This window comes from Arthrobacter caoxuetaonis (assembly GCF_023921125.1).
Lineage (GTDB): Bacteria > Actinomycetota > Actinomycetes > Actinomycetales > Micrococcaceae > Arthrobacter_B > Arthrobacter_B caoxuetaonis.
Window position 1 is genome coordinate 473,215 of the sequence record NZ_CP099466.1, and the last position, 14,285, is coordinate 487,499.

At 66.5% G+C, this 14,285-nt stretch carries 18 protein-coding genes; all 18 read left to right on the forward strand.

Annotated elements, in window-relative coordinates:
* Positions 1–64: 64 nt before the first annotated feature.
* The 18 genes from NF551_RS02215 to NF551_RS02300 all read left to right on the forward strand — a co-directional run bounded on the left by NF551_RS02215 (position 65) and on the right by NF551_RS02300 (position 14,285).
* The gene (locus tag NF551_RS02215; protein WP_227896156.1) at positions 65–409 is read left to right on the forward strand and encodes a flagellar basal body rod protein FlgB; all 345 of its coding nucleotides are present in this window, start codon (positions 65–67) and stop codon (positions 407–409) included.
* Positions 409–801 (forward strand): flagellar basal body rod protein FlgC, encoded by a 393-nt coding sequence (locus NF551_RS02220; protein WP_227896155.1) that lies wholly within the window; start codon positions 409–411, stop codon positions 799–801. Before NF551_RS02215 ends, NF551_RS02220 begins: the two co-directional genes overlap by 1 nt.
* A complete protein-coding gene (gene fliE / locus NF551_RS02225; RefSeq protein ID WP_227896154.1) occupies positions 801–1,109 on the forward strand; it encodes a flagellar hook-basal body complex protein FliE in 309 nt (102 codons plus the stop codon). Before NF551_RS02220 ends, fliE begins: the two co-directional genes overlap by 1 nt.
* Complete coding sequence (gene fliF, locus NF551_RS02230) at positions 1,109–2,716, forward strand: flagellar basal-body MS-ring/collar protein FliF (RefSeq protein ID WP_227896153.1); 1,608 nt, start codon at positions 1,109–1,111, stop codon at positions 2,714–2,716. Before fliE ends, fliF begins: the two co-directional genes overlap by 1 nt.
* Positions 2,713–3,837, forward strand: a complete 1,125-nt coding sequence (gene fliG / locus NF551_RS02235) for a flagellar motor switch protein FliG (protein WP_269439011.1) — start codon at positions 2,713–2,715, stop codon at positions 3,835–3,837. Before fliF ends, fliG begins: the two co-directional genes overlap by 4 nt.
* Positions 3,827–4,444 (forward strand): FliH/SctL family protein, encoded by a 618-nt coding sequence (locus NF551_RS02240; protein ID WP_227896152.1) that lies wholly within the window; start codon positions 3,827–3,829, stop codon positions 4,442–4,444. The genes fliG and NF551_RS02240 overlap by 11 nt, the downstream gene beginning before the upstream one ends.
* A complete protein-coding gene (locus NF551_RS02245) occupies positions 4,441–5,850 on the forward strand; it encodes a FliI/YscN family ATPase (protein WP_227896151.1) in 1,410 nt (469 codons plus the stop codon). The genes NF551_RS02240 and NF551_RS02245 overlap by 4 nt, the downstream gene beginning before the upstream one ends.
* Positions 5,851–5,852: 2 nt before the next feature.
* Positions 5,853–6,284, forward strand: a complete 432-nt coding sequence (locus tag NF551_RS02250; RefSeq protein WP_227896150.1) for a flagellar FliJ family protein — start codon at positions 5,853–5,855, stop codon at positions 6,282–6,284.
* Positions 6,285–6,938, forward strand: coding sequence for a C40 family peptidase (locus NF551_RS02255; protein ID WP_227896149.1), 654 nt, complete (start codon positions 6,285–6,287; stop codon positions 6,936–6,938). It begins immediately after the preceding gene.
* Positions 6,935–8,221, forward strand: a complete 1,287-nt coding sequence (locus NF551_RS02260; RefSeq protein ID WP_227896148.1) for a flagellar hook-length control protein FliK — start codon at positions 6,935–6,937, stop codon at positions 8,219–8,221. The genes NF551_RS02255 and NF551_RS02260 overlap by 4 nt, the downstream gene beginning before the upstream one ends.
* A 15-nt stretch (positions 8,222–8,236) precedes the next feature.
* The gene (locus NF551_RS02265) at positions 8,237–8,707 is read left to right on the forward strand and encodes a flagellar hook assembly protein FlgD (RefSeq protein WP_227896147.1); all 471 of its coding nucleotides are present in this window, start codon (positions 8,237–8,239) and stop codon (positions 8,705–8,707) included.
* A 78-nt stretch (positions 8,708–8,785) separates the two neighbouring features.
* On the forward strand, positions 8,786–9,991 hold the full coding sequence (locus NF551_RS02270; protein WP_227896146.1) for a flagellar hook protein FlgE: 1,206 nt from the start codon (positions 8,786–8,788) through the stop codon (positions 9,989–9,991).
* A 197-nt stretch (positions 9,992–10,188) separates the two neighbouring features.
* Positions 10,189–10,506: a flagellar FlbD family protein gene (locus NF551_RS02275; RefSeq protein ID WP_227896145.1), complete on the forward strand. Its 318-nt coding sequence runs from the start codon at positions 10,189–10,191 to the stop codon at positions 10,504–10,506.
* The gene (locus NF551_RS02280) at positions 10,506–11,291 is read left to right on the forward strand and encodes a motility protein A (RefSeq protein WP_227896144.1); all 786 of its coding nucleotides are present in this window, start codon (positions 10,506–10,508) and stop codon (positions 11,289–11,291) included. The genes NF551_RS02275 and NF551_RS02280 overlap by 1 nt, the downstream gene beginning before the upstream one ends.
* Entirely contained in the window at positions 11,288–12,172 is an 885-nt protein-coding gene (locus tag NF551_RS02285) for an OmpA/MotB family protein (RefSeq protein WP_227896143.1), read from the forward strand. Before NF551_RS02280 ends, NF551_RS02285 begins: the two co-directional genes overlap by 4 nt.
* A gap of 86 nt (positions 12,173–12,258) precedes the next feature.
* Entirely contained in the window at positions 12,259–13,110 is an 852-nt protein-coding gene (locus NF551_RS02290; RefSeq protein WP_227896142.1) for a flagellar motor switch protein FliM, read from the forward strand.
* Positions 13,110–13,811, forward strand: a complete 702-nt coding sequence (gene fliN / locus NF551_RS02295; RefSeq protein WP_227896141.1) for a flagellar motor switch protein FliN — start codon at positions 13,110–13,112, stop codon at positions 13,809–13,811. The genes NF551_RS02290 and fliN overlap by 1 nt, the downstream gene beginning before the upstream one ends.
* Positions 13,812–14,285, forward strand: coding sequence for a FliO/MopB family protein (locus NF551_RS02300; protein WP_227896140.1), 474 nt, complete (start codon positions 13,812–13,814; stop codon positions 14,283–14,285). It begins immediately after the preceding gene.

Consider the following 14,285-nt stretch of genomic DNA (forward strand, 5'->3'; position numbering starts at 1 on the left):
GGATAGCTCACGCAACAGGCCACGGATCGGCCGCTCTGTTCCCCCATAAGAAGCGGGTTTTCCTGTGTTCGACTCCGTGTCCTCGGTGGCGCTGCAAAGCGCTCTCAATGGCCTGGCCCTGCGCCAGCGGACCATTGCCAACAACATCGCCAACGTGAACACCCCCGGCTACCACGCCCAGCGGGTGAGCTTTGAAGATGCCCTGGCAAAGTCGGTCAGGGCCGGAAACAAGTCCTTCACGGAGTCAGCTACCGCCCGTTCGCTGGAACCGACCCGCCTCGACGGCTCCAACGTCAACCTGGACACCGAGACGCTCTCCAACATCGATACGGTGCTGCGCTTCCAGTTCGCCTCCCAAGCAGTTGGCGGAGAAGCCAACTCTCTCCGCACCGCGATGAGGACACAGTAATGACCTTCGACGCCATCGGCATTGCCGGTACCTCCCTGACCGTCCACCGCAAGTGGCTGGACGCCGTCTCGGACAACCTCGCCAACATGAACAACGCCTCGGCTACCGACGGCACCGCCTTCCAGGCCCGCTACGTGATCGCCCGCGAAGGAGCGGAGAACACCGGAGTCTTTGTTTCAGGCGTTGAATACGGCGACGGCGAGGGCCGGATGGTCCACGAACCGAACCATGCCCTCGCAGACGAAAACGGATATGTCCGCTACCCGGACATCGACATGGCCGAACAAATGAGCGCCCTGATCATGGCGCAGCGAGGCTACGAAGCCAACGCCGCCGTCGTTGACCGCGCCAAGGCCACCTACGAAGCCGCTCTCCAGATTGGACGCTCCTAATGCCCGTTCCCGCCGTCGGCGCCGTTGTCAGTACCCTGCCCACCGGCTACCTCGAGAACACCGCACCCGCGGCGCCGGCCACGGACGGGTCCGGGTTCGCGACACAGCTCGCAGGCGCCGTTGATAACGCACAGCAGCTCTCCTCCACCTCCAAGGAACTGGCCGTCAAGGCCGTCACCGGGGACCTGGATGACATCCACGCCGCCACGATCGCTTCCACCCGTGCCTCCGTCACGCTGGAACTGGTGGCCGCCGTGCGCAACAAGAGCGTTGACGCGTTCAACGAGATCATGCGGATGCAGGCCTAATGACACAGGTGAACGCGGCATTTGGCCGTTTGGGAAAGACCATCAGCCAGTTCACTCTGGCGCAGAAGACCCTTGCGCTGATTGGCATCGCTGTGCTGGCCCTGGGCATCTTCGCCCTGGCCAGCTGGGCCGCCAAGCCCTCCTACTCACCGCTGTTCTCAGGCCTCCAGCCCTCCGATGCGAACACCATCGTGGAGCAGCTGCAGGCCGACGGCGTCCCGTATGAGATCGCCAACGGCGGCGGCACCATCATGGTGCCGGAGCAGAACGTGTATGACCAGCGGCTTAAGGCCGCCGGCGCCGGGCTGCCCGCTTCTTCCACGGGCGGCTACTCGCTGCTCGATGACATGGGCGTGACCTCCTCCGAGTTCCAGCAGTCAGTGACCTACAAGCGGGCGCTGGAAGGCGAACTCGCCAAGACCATCGGCGCGCTCAAAGGCGTGAAGACTGCTTCGGTCCAGCTGGCGCTTCCGGAAGAGACGGTCTTCGTTTCCGAAAAAGTGGATCCCACCGCGTCGGTCTTCATCGACACCGAAACCGGCGTGAACCTCAGCGGCGACCAGGTCCAGGCGATTGTGCATCTGGCCTCGGCTGCGATCGACGGCATGAAGGCCACCAACGTGGCCGTGATCGATTCCGCCGGAACCGTGCTCTCTGCTGTTGGCGTGGGCGCCACCGGCTCGGCCAACAAGCAGGCCACCGACTACGAAGAGCGCGTGGCCGCGTCCGTGCAGACCATGCTGGACCAGGTTGTGGGGCCGGGCAATGCCACGGTCGCCGTGGCCGCTGACATGAGCTACGAGTCCGCGAACCGGGTGGAGGAAACCTTCACCAATCCCGACGGCACGCCCGCCCTGAACGAAGCGACCACCACCGAGGAATACGCCGGCGGCAACGGCAACACCGCCGCCGGAATCCTGGGCCCGGACAACATCGCTGTTCCCAACGGAGGCGACGACGACGGCAACTACACCTCTGAGTCCACCACGAAGAACAACGCGGTCAACAAGGTCACCGAAACCCGCGAGATCCCCGCCGGTGCCCTGAACCGCCAGACCGTCTCGGTAGCCTTGAACTCCGCGACGGCCGCCGGGATGAACGTTGCCGATATCCGGGCGCTGGTCTCCAACGCTGCCGGCATCAGCGAAGCCCGCGGCGACGAACTCACCGTGGAAATGGTTGCCTTCAACGCCACCGGAGCCGAAGCTGCCCAGGAAGCATTGGCAGCGGCCGAAGCCGCCGAAGAAGCTGAGCGCCGGGCCGAGCTGCTGAGGACCGGCATCCTTGCCGCCGGAATTGTCCTGGCAGTCATCCTGGCCCTGATCGCCTACGCCATGCGCTCACGCCGCCAAAACCGCGAAGCCGTGGACATCGGCGTCCTGCCCGAGCTTGATCCGCTTGCCCCGCCTGCAAGCCTCGCCCTGATTGGACAGGATTCCGGCCGCAGCGCGCTGGAACCGCCGGTGGACACCGCTTCCCTGCGGATAGTGGCCAACGCCGCGAGCTCCGAGCGCAAGCTCGAAGAACTGGATCACCTCGCCCTGCAGGACCCCAGCCGCACCGCTGACTACCTGCGCAACTTCATGGATGAGGGGCAGCGCGTATGAGCGAGCAGAGTTCCGGAACAGCACTGGCCACCAAGCCGAATCCCGGGGAATCCCAGTCCGACACCCCGACAGCGGCCGTCCCGGCCATCCGTCCGACGGTCCCCAAGCCTGTCCTGCCCAAGCTGACCGGCATGCAGAAGGCAGCAGTCATCCTGATGCAGCTTGAAACCTCCCGGGCCGCCACCGTGCTGCAGCAGTTCACCGAGGCGGAAGCCCAGGAACTGGCAGCCGAGATCGTGAACCTCCGCCGCGTTGACGTGGCGCTGGTGGAAGCGGTCATTAACGAGTTCTACGACATGACCGTGGACGGCAGGCGCCGTGCCCACGGCGGCCGTGACGTCGCCATGGGCCTGCTGGAAGCATCCTTCGGCACCGAACGCGCCTCCGGCGTGATGGACCGGCTGGCCTCCTCCATGGCAGGAAAGTCCTTCGAGTTCCTGGAACGCGCCGAAGCCGTCCAGATTGTCAGCCTGCTGGAAAACGAACTGCCGCAGACCATCGCCCTGGTCCTGGCACACATGCGGCCGCAGCGTGCCTCTGCCGTGATCGGCGGCTTCCCGGAGAAGCTGGGCACCGACGTCGCACAGTGCATTGCCAACATGTCCCGCGCGACTCCCGAAGCGATTCGGATTGTCGCGGAGACGCTCAAGGCCCGTGCCACCGCCGTGGGTGCAGCCCGCGAGGCCGCGGACCAGATTGGCGGCATCCAGCCGCTGGTGGACATCATCAACCGGGCCGACGCCGCCACCGAGCGTGCGCTGCTCGAAGCCCTCGACGCCCGCGACCCGGAACTGGCTGAAGAAGTGCGTTCGCGCATGCTCACCTTCGCCGACCTCACCAAGCTCGAACGCCGCGATGTGCAGCTGGTACTGCGCGGAATCGACGTGGCAGTCCTGGCACTGGCCATGAAGGGCGCCAACGAGACCGTGCTGGAAACCGTTCGGGGCAACGTGTCCGAGCGCAACCGGGAGATCCTCGACGACGAAATTGCCGCATCCGGACCGGCCCGCCTGTCCCAGGTCGAGGAAGCACGGGCGACGATCGTCCGTGCCATCCGCGACCTCGAGGCCCAGGGCGCGATCACCATCCACCATGCGGACGAGGAAGAGTATGTCTACTGAGTCTGCGGAGCGCACGTTCGCGCGCATGGCCTACCCCACCCTGGGCGGCCATGACGTTGAGCGTGCCGCGGAACGCGGCCGGGCCGCAGGGCATGCCGCGGGATACGCCGCGGGCCTGCATGCAGCCGCGGCTGAGACTGCCCGGGTCCGCCAAGAACTCAAAGCGCGGTTCGACGCCGAGCGGGCCGCCCTGCGTGCCCGCGCGGACCACGCCCTGGCACTGCTGAATGCCGCCGAACAGAGCGTGGCGCAGCTGACCGTTCCCGTGGTTGCCCAGGTCCAGGACTCGCTGGCCGCCGCAGCACTCGAACTGGCAGAGGCACTGCTGGGCCGGGAACTGGCCAACGGCGAATCCTCGGCACGCGCAGCACTGGACCGGGCCCTCAACGGCGTCGACGTCCGGCTGGTCCAAACCGTGCGCATGCACCCGGACGATCTGCAGCTCCTGGACAACGACACCCTGAATAACGCCGGCGTGGTCTTCACCCCGGACCCCGGCCTGAAGCGCGGAGACGCTGTCACGGAGTTCCCCGACGGCTTCCTGGACGCCGCCCTTTCCAGCGCCCTGTCCCGCGCCCGGGCGGCCCTGCTGGGAGACGGCGCATGACGCTTACTGCCGAACCCCAGGCCCAGACCCCGGCCCTGACCAGCCGCCGCGACCGGCGCCGCGCCGAGGCACGCGAAACGCAGCCCGTCACCTGGCGGCCGAAGCCCGATGCCTTCGCCCTGGCGCTTGCCGCTGCGCGCCCGCAGCGGGTTGGCAAAGTCTCTTCCGTCCTCGGACTGAGCGTTGAAGTAACCGGCCTGGACTGCGCCGTCGGAGACCTGGTGAGCCTGGGCGCGCCTGAAGCCTCCGTGGATGCGGAAGTGGTCGCCGCGACGCGCGACGGCATCCGCTGCATGCCGTTCGGCCGCCTGGCAGGTTTGACCTCCGGCAGCCCGGCCCGCTCAAAGGGGGCACCGATGCGTGTTCCTACCGGAAACGGGCTGTTTGGCCGGGTCCTGGACGGGCTGGGACGTCCGATCGACGGCAAGGGACCGCTGGACGTGGAAGCGTTCGTGTCCCTGGACCATGAAACTCCATCCGCCATGCAGCGCTCCCGGATCACCGAACCCCTGCAGCTGGGCGTGCGGGTGCTGGACACCCTCACCACCGTGGGCAAGGGACAGCGCATGGGCCTGTTCGCCGGCTCCGGCGTCGGAAAGTCCTCCCTGCTGTCCATGATTGCCCGCGGCACCAATGCTGAAGTTTCAGTCATTGCCCTGGTGGGGGAGCGTGGCCGCGAGGTCCGGGAATTCCTCGAAGACGATTTGGGTGAGGAGGGCCTGGCCCGGTCCATCGTCATCGTCTCCACCTCTGACGAGCCCGCCCTGATGCGCCTGCGCGCCGCGTTCGTCGCGACCCGCATTGCTGAGTCCTTCCGCGACCGCGGCGCAGACGTCATGCTGATGATGGATTCGCTGACCCGCGTGGCCATGGCCCAGCGCGAGATCGGCCTGTCCGTTGGGGAACCCCCGGCGACCCGCGGTTATCCACCCTCGACCTTCTCCCTGCTGGCCCAGCTGCTCGAACGTGCCGGCACGGACAAGACCGGCTCGGTGACCGGCATGTATACCGTGCTGGTGGACGGCGATGACCACAACGAACCGATCGCGGACTCGGCCCGCTCGATCCTGGACGGCCACGTGGTCCTGGACCGCAAGCTCGCCGTCGCCGGCCATTTTCCCTCCGTGGACGCCCTCGGTTCCATCTCCCGTGTCGCCTCCCGCGTCAATCCGCGCGAACGCAGCCAGGCGGCGTCCGGGCTGCGCCGCGTGCTTGCCGCGCGGCGGTCGGCCCAGGACCTGATCGACGTCGGCGCCTACCAGCGCGGAACCAATCCGTTGGTCGACGCGGCCGTGGACCATGAGGGCGCCATCAACGCTTTCCTGCAGCAGCGCATGGATGAACAGACTCCGGCGGATGCTGCGTGGGATCAACTGCACCAACTCACACGGAACCTGGGGGTCTAAGTATGGGACGTGACTTTCCGCTGGCCGGGCTGCTGAGGCTGCGCCGGCTGCAGCAGGACAGTGCTGCCGGGGAGCTGGCGGCTGCCAACGCCAAGCTGCGGCGGACCTCCGCCGCCCGGAGCGAAGCCTACGACTCGCTCGCGGCAACCCCGCTCGAGGCCGCTGACCCGGCAACCCTGAATGCCATTGCCGCGGCCCGTGCTTCATCCCGCAGCATGCTCGCTGACCTGCTCTCCGCAGAAGCCCTGGACAGTGCTGCAGCCAGCAGTGCCCAGACCGAGTTCCACGCCGCCCGGGCACGGTCGGTGGGCTTGGAAAAGCTCGAAGACAAACATACCGAAGCCCTCGCCGTCGAGGATCTTCGTGCCGAACAGACTGTCCTGGATGAACTTGCCGGCACCACGTGGCACCGCCGGCAGAAAGAAGCCCTGTAAATGAGCATGACCGACGCGATCGGCCGGATCCAGGAGATCCGTTCCACGATCGACGCACTTGCGGGGACGTCCGCAACTTCTGCGGCCTCCGCTCCTGCGGCCAGTTCCGCGTCCCTCGGGGGCGATACCGGCTTTGCAGCCGCGCTCTCAGCAGTAAGCGGCAGCACTGCGGCTCCCGGGGGCGCCTCCAACGAGGCGCTGATGGCCTCCGTGGAGAAATATGTTGGCCTGCCCTATGTCTGGGGCGGGAACGATCCGGCCGTTGGACTGGACTGTTCCTCCTTTGTCCAGAACGTCTTCAAGGACCTGGGCCATAGCCTCCCGCGCGTCACCTGGGACCAGATGAACAGCGGCACCAAGGTCGATTCCCTGGCGCAGGCACAGGCAGGCGACCTGCTGTTTACCCACGACGGCGGCCACGTGTCCATCTACCTTGGCGACGGCAAGGTGGTGGATGCCCCGCAGCCGGGGAAGACCATCCAGGTCCGCGACGCCTGGGAAACCGATGCCAACATCACCACTATCCGGCGCATCCTGCCCACCGAAACTGCTGCCGTCCAGGGCGCGTCCGCGCCTTCCACGGCTGCAGCGATCACTGACATGGTTGCCTCCGCGCGGGCCATGCAGGCATCCCTGATGGGAGCGGCCCAGTGAGTATTCCAGCAGCTTTCCTGGCACCCCGGCCGGCCGCCCCGGCCGGCGGACGGCCTGAATCAGCTACCGCTGACGGCGGTGCCGGGTTTGGTTCCGCCCTGGAGGCGGCCTCCTCCGGCACGCTCCCCGTTCAGCAGCACGGTTCCGGGTCCGGTGCCTCCGCGGGTGATTCGGACCAGGCAGCCGCGGGTACCGACGCCGAAGCAGCCCTGGCAGCCGCCGGCTTCGGATTCGCCGAAACACTGCCTGCGGGAACCGTTCCCAGCCCAGGCGCTGTCCCGGATGCGGAGTCGGCTGCTGCGGCAGCGGCCCGCAGCGGCATCCTATCCGTGGAGCCGGGGGCGGCAGCTGCGCTGCTGTCGGGAAGCGGCGTGCCTGCGATCCAGCCCGACGGCGGCAACGTGGTGCAGAACGCCGGGCAGCACACCGCTGAGGCGGCACGGCTCCACGCAGCAGCAGCACCGGCAACCACAGCCGCTGCCGCTGCAGCTGCCGCGACACCTTCGGGGACTTCCGCGACAGCCGCGGAACCGGCCCTCGGAACTGTTCTCCCCACTCCTGTCCAGCCAACCCCCGGAAACCCGCTTTCCGCCGGTACGCCGCAGGGCGCTGGGGGAGCGGAAGCTGTTGCGGCTGCCCGGGCGGCTGCCGTACCGGCAGCCGGAGCGCATCCGGAAGGCACCCCGGTCACCCCGGTGGCCGCGGCTCCCGTGGCAGACGGCGCCGAACCCGCGGGCGCGGCACCGGCCGCCGCCCCAGGGACCGTCGCTGCGGCCCCCGCACTGCCGCTTCAGGCACCGGCCGTCCCGGTGACGGTCCAGGCACCGGCCACTGCTGCCGCGCAGGCACCGGCGCAGCCGGCGCCGCTGCTCACGCAGGTCGCCCAGCCGCTGTTCAGCCTGAACTCCGCAGCTGCCGGCGAACACGTCATGACCCTGAGCGTCACTCCGGAGAACCTCGGTCCGGTCACGGTCCGCGCCCATGTCAGCGCCGACGGGATCCGGGTGGAACTCTTCGCCCCGAACGACGCCGGCCGCGAGGCTTTGCGGACCATCCTCACCGACCTGCGGCGGGACCTTTCGGGGGCGGGCCTGAACACCTCGCTCTCCCTCTCTTCCCAGGACCAGCCTGGTGCAGAAACCGACGGGCACGGGGAAGCCGCTGAACCCGGCACCGGCACTGGCCGACACCGCGCAGAAGCAGATGCCGCTCCGATTCCCGTACAGCAGATTTTCCGACCCGTGGCCCACGGTGCGGTAACTACCCTCGACATCCTGGCCTGAGAAGGAGAATCACCCATGCCGGTAGAAGCAGTAGCACCAACCAGCGGGGCCACCGCCACGGAGGCCGTCCGTGCGCCCAAGCAGGTCATGGACAGCGAACTTTTCCTGACCCTGCTGGTCACCCAGCTGCGCAACCAGGACCCCAGTTCGCCCATGGACACCAATGAGATGATCGGCCAGACCACCCAGCTGGCCACCATGGAACAGCTCACCAACATGGCGAACATGAGCGAAGAGAACTTCTCCCTGCAGATGCGGATGGCCGCAGCGGGACTCATTGGCCAGACGGTGACGTACACCAATGCTGCCGGGGAAGCCGTAACCGGAACTGCCGGATCGGTTTCCTATCTCCAGGGCGTGCCGACAGTAAACGTTGACGGCGTGGACGTCCTCCTCGATGCCGTTTCCGGCGTAGTAGCTGCAGGCACGGCGGCTCCCGCCCCCGGCGGCAGCGCCGGTTCCGGAACCCCGGGCACGACGGCGTAGCCCGGCTTCCGCGGCACTTCACCAAACCCTCCAGATTTTTTGAGACTTTCCGAACCCACCAGCTGAAAGGCGTATCCCATGCTCCGCTCCCTGTACTCCGGAATCTCCGGACTCCGCTCGCACCAGACCATGCTCGATGTCACCGGCAATAACATCGCCAACGTGAACACCACGGGTTACAAGGCAACCGCCGTCCAGTTCCAGGACACCCTCTCCCAGCTGACGCAGGGTGCAACGGCACCCGGCGCCAACAACGGCGGCGGCAACCCCGCACAGGTCGGCCTGGGCGTGCTGGTCTCCGGCATCACCACCAACTTCACGCAGGGCTCCGCACAGTCCACCGGCCGCGCCACGGACATGATGATCTCCGGCGACGGCTACTTCGTCACCCGGCAGGGAACCCAGACCACCTACACCCGCGCCGGCGCCTTCGACCTCGATGCAGACGGCCGTCTGGTCACCACCGACGGCAAGATCGTCCAGGGCTGGACCGGCGTCAACGGGGTCATCAATACCGGCGGTGCCGTGGGCAACGTGCAGCTGCCCGACGGCGCGATCGCTCCGGCCGTCGCGACGAGCGCCGCCACTGTTGGCGGAAACCTGCCCTCTGAAACGACTGCCGGTGATCAGAACGCCGCTCCACCCGTGCCTGCCGGCACCATCGTCCGCGACATGGATGTCTACGACGCCAACGGCAACGCAACTGTCGTCTCCTTGACCTTCACGCGCACCACGACCGGATGGAACGTGTCTGAGCCCGGTGGAGCTTTCGTCAACCTTGCGTTCGCCAACGGCATCCAGCAAGGTGCCCCGGGTCCCCTGACCTTCGCCGGTCCTTCCGGGAACATCGCTGTGGATCTCTCCGGGCTGACCAGCTACGCCGGTGTCAGCACCGCCTCGGTGACCGGCCAGGACGGCCGCGCGGCCGGCACGCTGGAGTCCTTCTCCATCGCCAAGGACGGCACCATCATCGGTTCCTTCACCAACGGTGCCAAGCAGTCCCTGGCCCGCATCGCCGTCGCCACCTTCACCAACCCTGCGGGCCTGGAGAAGGCCGGCAACTCCGGCTACACCGCCACGGTGAACTCAGGCAACCCCGTCCTGGGCGGTCCGGGCGATCCCGGAATGGGCAACGCCATTGCCGGTTCGCTGGAAATGTCCAACGTTGACCTTTCCCAGGAATTCACCAACCTGATCGTCGCGCAGCGCGGCTTCCAGGCCAATGCCCGCATCATCACCACCTCGGACGAAGTGCTGCAGGAACTGACCAACCTCAAGCGCTAGCACTCCACACAGCAGGGCCCCCGCACGAAACCGTGCGGGGGCCCTGCTGCGTCCCTGCGGGAAGATGAGTGCCGGACCAAGCGTCTTCGGGAGGACGGGGCGGGGCCGCGGGCCCCATTTCCTTACGGATAGCGGCAACCGGCCGAAAGTAGGGGTGACGGCTTACTCAAGCCGGACGCTGCAACCGGGACGGGCCAATGATTGTTCTTACGCGACTGAACGATGCTCAGTTTGCGATCAACCCTGACCTGATTGAACGCATCCACTCCAATCCGGATACCACGCTGGTCATGGTTGACGGAGCCAAATTCATCGTCACTGAATCCATGGATGAGGTGATCGCCCTGATAGCCCAGTTCCGTGCCCGGGTGATCTCCATGGCCCGGGACGTGCCTGCGGTTCCGTTTCGCCACGGCGCCGGGCTGGGACTGGTTCCAGCTGCAGGCTCCGGGGGGAAGCCGGCAGAGAATGACAGCAGTACCAAGACCGTGCCCCTTCGTCCGAGGAACAAATAATGGATCCGGCAACAATAATCGGCCTAGTACTCGCCTTCGGCTCGCTTTACGCGATGATCACCCTCGAAGGCGCGCACCTCAGCGCACTCCTGCTGCCTGCCCCCATGATTCTGGTCTTCGGCGCCACCATTGCGGTAGGCCTGGCCGGAGGCACCCTGAAGGACTTCATCTACTCCTTCAAGGCCCTGCCCCGTGCCTTCATGGGCAAGAAGCCCAACCCGGAGGAGACCATCGACAACGTCGTGGCCCTGGCGGAAAAGGCCCGTTCTGAAGGTTTGCTCTCGCTCGAGCGCGACGCCGCCGAAGTGGACGATCCCTTCCTCCAGGTTGCGCTGCAGAACATTGCCGACGGAACCGACGGGGACGAGCTGAGGGTGCTCCTCGAAGACGAGATCCACACCAAGGCCTCCAGCGACAAGATCGCCATCAAGTTCTTCAACAGCCTGGGCGGTTACGCACCGACCATCGGCATCATCGGCACCGTGGTCTCCCTGACCCACGTGCTCGAGAACCTCTCCACCCCCGACACCCTGGGCCCGATGATTGCGACCGCCTTCGTGGCGACGCTGTGGGGCCTGCTGTCGGCAAACTTCATCTGGCTCCCCATCAGTGCCCGGCTTCGGCGCCTCAGCGATCTCGAAGTCGAGCAGATGACCCTGCTCATGGAGGGCGTCCTGGCCCTCCAGGCAGGCAGCCAGCCCCGCCTTCTGGGCGAGCGGCTGCGCGCTATGGTTCCCGCCCATGAACTCACCTCCCGGGCCCGCGAGACCAGCGAAGCGGCATGAGCAGCCCAAACCGCCGCCGGCCGCGCAGGGACGAGGAAGACGAGCACCCGGACGAGCGCTGGATGGCTTCCTACATGGACATGGTCACCGTGCTGATGTGCATGTTCATCGTCCTCTTCGCGATGTCCACCGTTGACCAGGCAAAGTTCGAGCAGCTAAAAGCATCCCTCGCCACTGGGTTCGGCCAGGTGGAAACCAACACGGTGGACACCGCCAAAGGGGTAGTGGTGCCTCCGGCCATGGTGGAGGCGGAGGAAATCCTTGATCCTGACGCCGATCTGGCGATGCTGGCAGCCATGGAGGTAGAGGATCTTACGGCGCTTCGCGACCGTCTCCAGGACGGTCTTGAGGAAAAAGGAATGCAGGACGACGTCCGCTTCGAGATCGACGAACGTGGGCTGACCATCCGCCTGGTCAGCTCCGAGATGTTCTTCGAGCCGGACCTCGCAGCACTGACCGGTGAGGCACTCGATGTGCTGGACGTGATCGGTCCGGTCCTGCAGCCCACCAAATATGAACTTTCCGTGGAAGGCCACACCGCCCAGGTCCGCCAGTACACGGACTCCGCACTGGACTGGGAACTGTCGACAGCACGTTCAGTAAACGTGCTGCGTTACCTGATGGAGCCCGGCGGGATCGACTACAGCCGCATCAAGGCCGTCGGTTTCGGCGAATCGCGGCCCCTGACAGCGGGGACCAGCGCAGCCGAACTGGCGCAGAACCGGCGCGTGGACATTGTGGTTCTTTCGGGCCAGTCCGAGGCGGTCCGGCAGCTGATGCCCGCCGTCGTCGCGGGAGAGATTGTCTTCCCCGAACCGGATACTGATGCAGCCCCCGAAGATAAGGGCGACGAGGAAGTATTACCGGCCTCCAACCACTAACCGCACCACCGGAGCGGCCGATAGTTTCTCCTGTGACGGTCCAGCAAGATATACCCCTTGGCATACTCCCAAAAGCCTCCCGGCAGGTGGAAATCTATGATTTCCGCCGTCCGACGACGCTTGCCCGCGAGCACGCGCGTGTCCTGGAAATGGCGTTCGATACCTTCGGCCGCCAGTGGGGCACCCAGCTGACCGCCAAGGTCCGGGTCCTCTCCCAGGTCACCTCGGAGCAGGTGCAGACCATGACGTACGACGAGTACGTTGCCTCCCTGCCTGAGAACACCGGCATGGTGCTGTTTTCCATGCCGAACATCTCTGCCAAGGCGGTCATCCAGTTCCCGATGGCAGCGGCGCTGTCCTGGGTCCGCCACATGCTCGGCGGCACCGGCAACGAACCCGTTCCGGAACGCAAGCTGACCCACATTGAGCAGGCCCTGCTGAGCCGGATCATGGACGAGGCCCTCGAAGACCTCCACTACGCGCTGGGCAGCCTGCTTGCAGCCCCGCTCTCGCCGTCGTCCATCCAGTACAACTCGCAGTTTGCGCAGGCCGCCGGTTCCACCGTGCCCATGATCGTGGCACGTTTCGAAATGGTGGTCGGGGACGCCTCGGCGCCTGCCACCGTAGCCCTTCCGGCCGAAGCGATCCTGCCCCAGCTCGGCCCGGTCCGGCCGAACATGTCCGACGCCACGCCCGCAGAACTGATCACCGAACAGCTGGCGAACCTGCCTGTCGACGTCTCGCTGCAGCTGAACCCCATCTGGGTTAAGCCGGGCATGGTGCTGAACCTGGCCGTTGGCGACGTCCTAAATCTTGACCATCCGCAGCACCGACCCCTCAACGTCGCAGTCGACGGCCAGACGCTGGCCCAGGCTGCCGTGGGAGCCAGCGGCAACCGGCTGGCCGGAGTCATCGTACGCACCGAGGAGAACAACTGATGAGCACCACCCTGGCCCAGCACACCGAAGCCGCCAACGCCCTAGTCCGCCTGCTGCCCACCCCCACGCCGCTCCAGCCGGCGCCGCACTCCTCCCTGGGCCTGCCCCTGGAGCAGATGGGGCAGGCAGTGACAGCGTCCTTCGTCGGTGCTGTCTCGGCTGACCTCGCCGTCGTGCTGCTGTCCGCAGGCCCGGGTGTTTCAGCGGTGGCGGGAACCGACTCACCGGTCATTTCCAATGCCGATGTCCTGCGCCCGGCCCTCGAAGCGGCCAGCGCATGCCTGGGCGCCGGCGTCCTTGGCGAAGCACGCACCGAAGATGCTTCGGCGCTGTTTGGCCACATGGACAGCTCGGTTTTCGAACTGCGCGGCCCGGAAGGCACAGCCGGCTGGTTCGCCGTACGGCTGCGTTCGGGCAGTGGTGCAGGGGCCGGGGCCGAACAGTCAGTTGTCGGCAAGCTCGGCCGCATCAACAACGTTGAAATGGCGCTGACGGTCGAGATCGGCCGCACCCGCATGGCAGTCCGCGATGTGCTGAACCTCGAACCCGGCCGCGTCGTCGAACTGGACCGTTCAGCAGGTGCGCCGGCTGACATCCTGCTCAACGGGCGCCTGATCGCCAACGGCGAGATCGTCGTTGTGGACCAGGACTATGCCGTGCGCATCACCAAGATTATGGACGTAGCTGAGGGCCTGGGCTAAATGGATGAATCCGCAGTCCTGGCGCTGCGGGTCCTGGTATCGCTCGGTGTGGTCCTGGGGCTCCTGTGGTGGCTCCAGCGCCGGCTTGTGCGGGGCCGCAGCTCTACCGGTGCCGAGGCCCCCATCCGGGTCATCAGCCGGCAGGCCATCAGCCCGAAAGCATCCGTGGTGGTCGTCGAAACCGGCGGCCAGCGCTTCCTCCTCGGCGTGACCGAAGCCTCCGTCAACGTACTCAACACCACGGACGCCGATCCGGAGCCCGCTGCGGACTCGGCCTTCGCCGACTCCCTGCAGGGCGCACGGGAATCCGCGGGCGCAGCGGAGGGCACCATGGCCGAAGGTGACTTGCCGCGCCGCCGCGATACCCGGCGCGCCGCCCCGGCGCAAGGTACTTCCGTGCTCAACGGTTCGATCCTTTCACCGGATACCTGGCGCCAGAGCGCGGCCTTCCTACGCCGCGGGAGGAACAGTTGA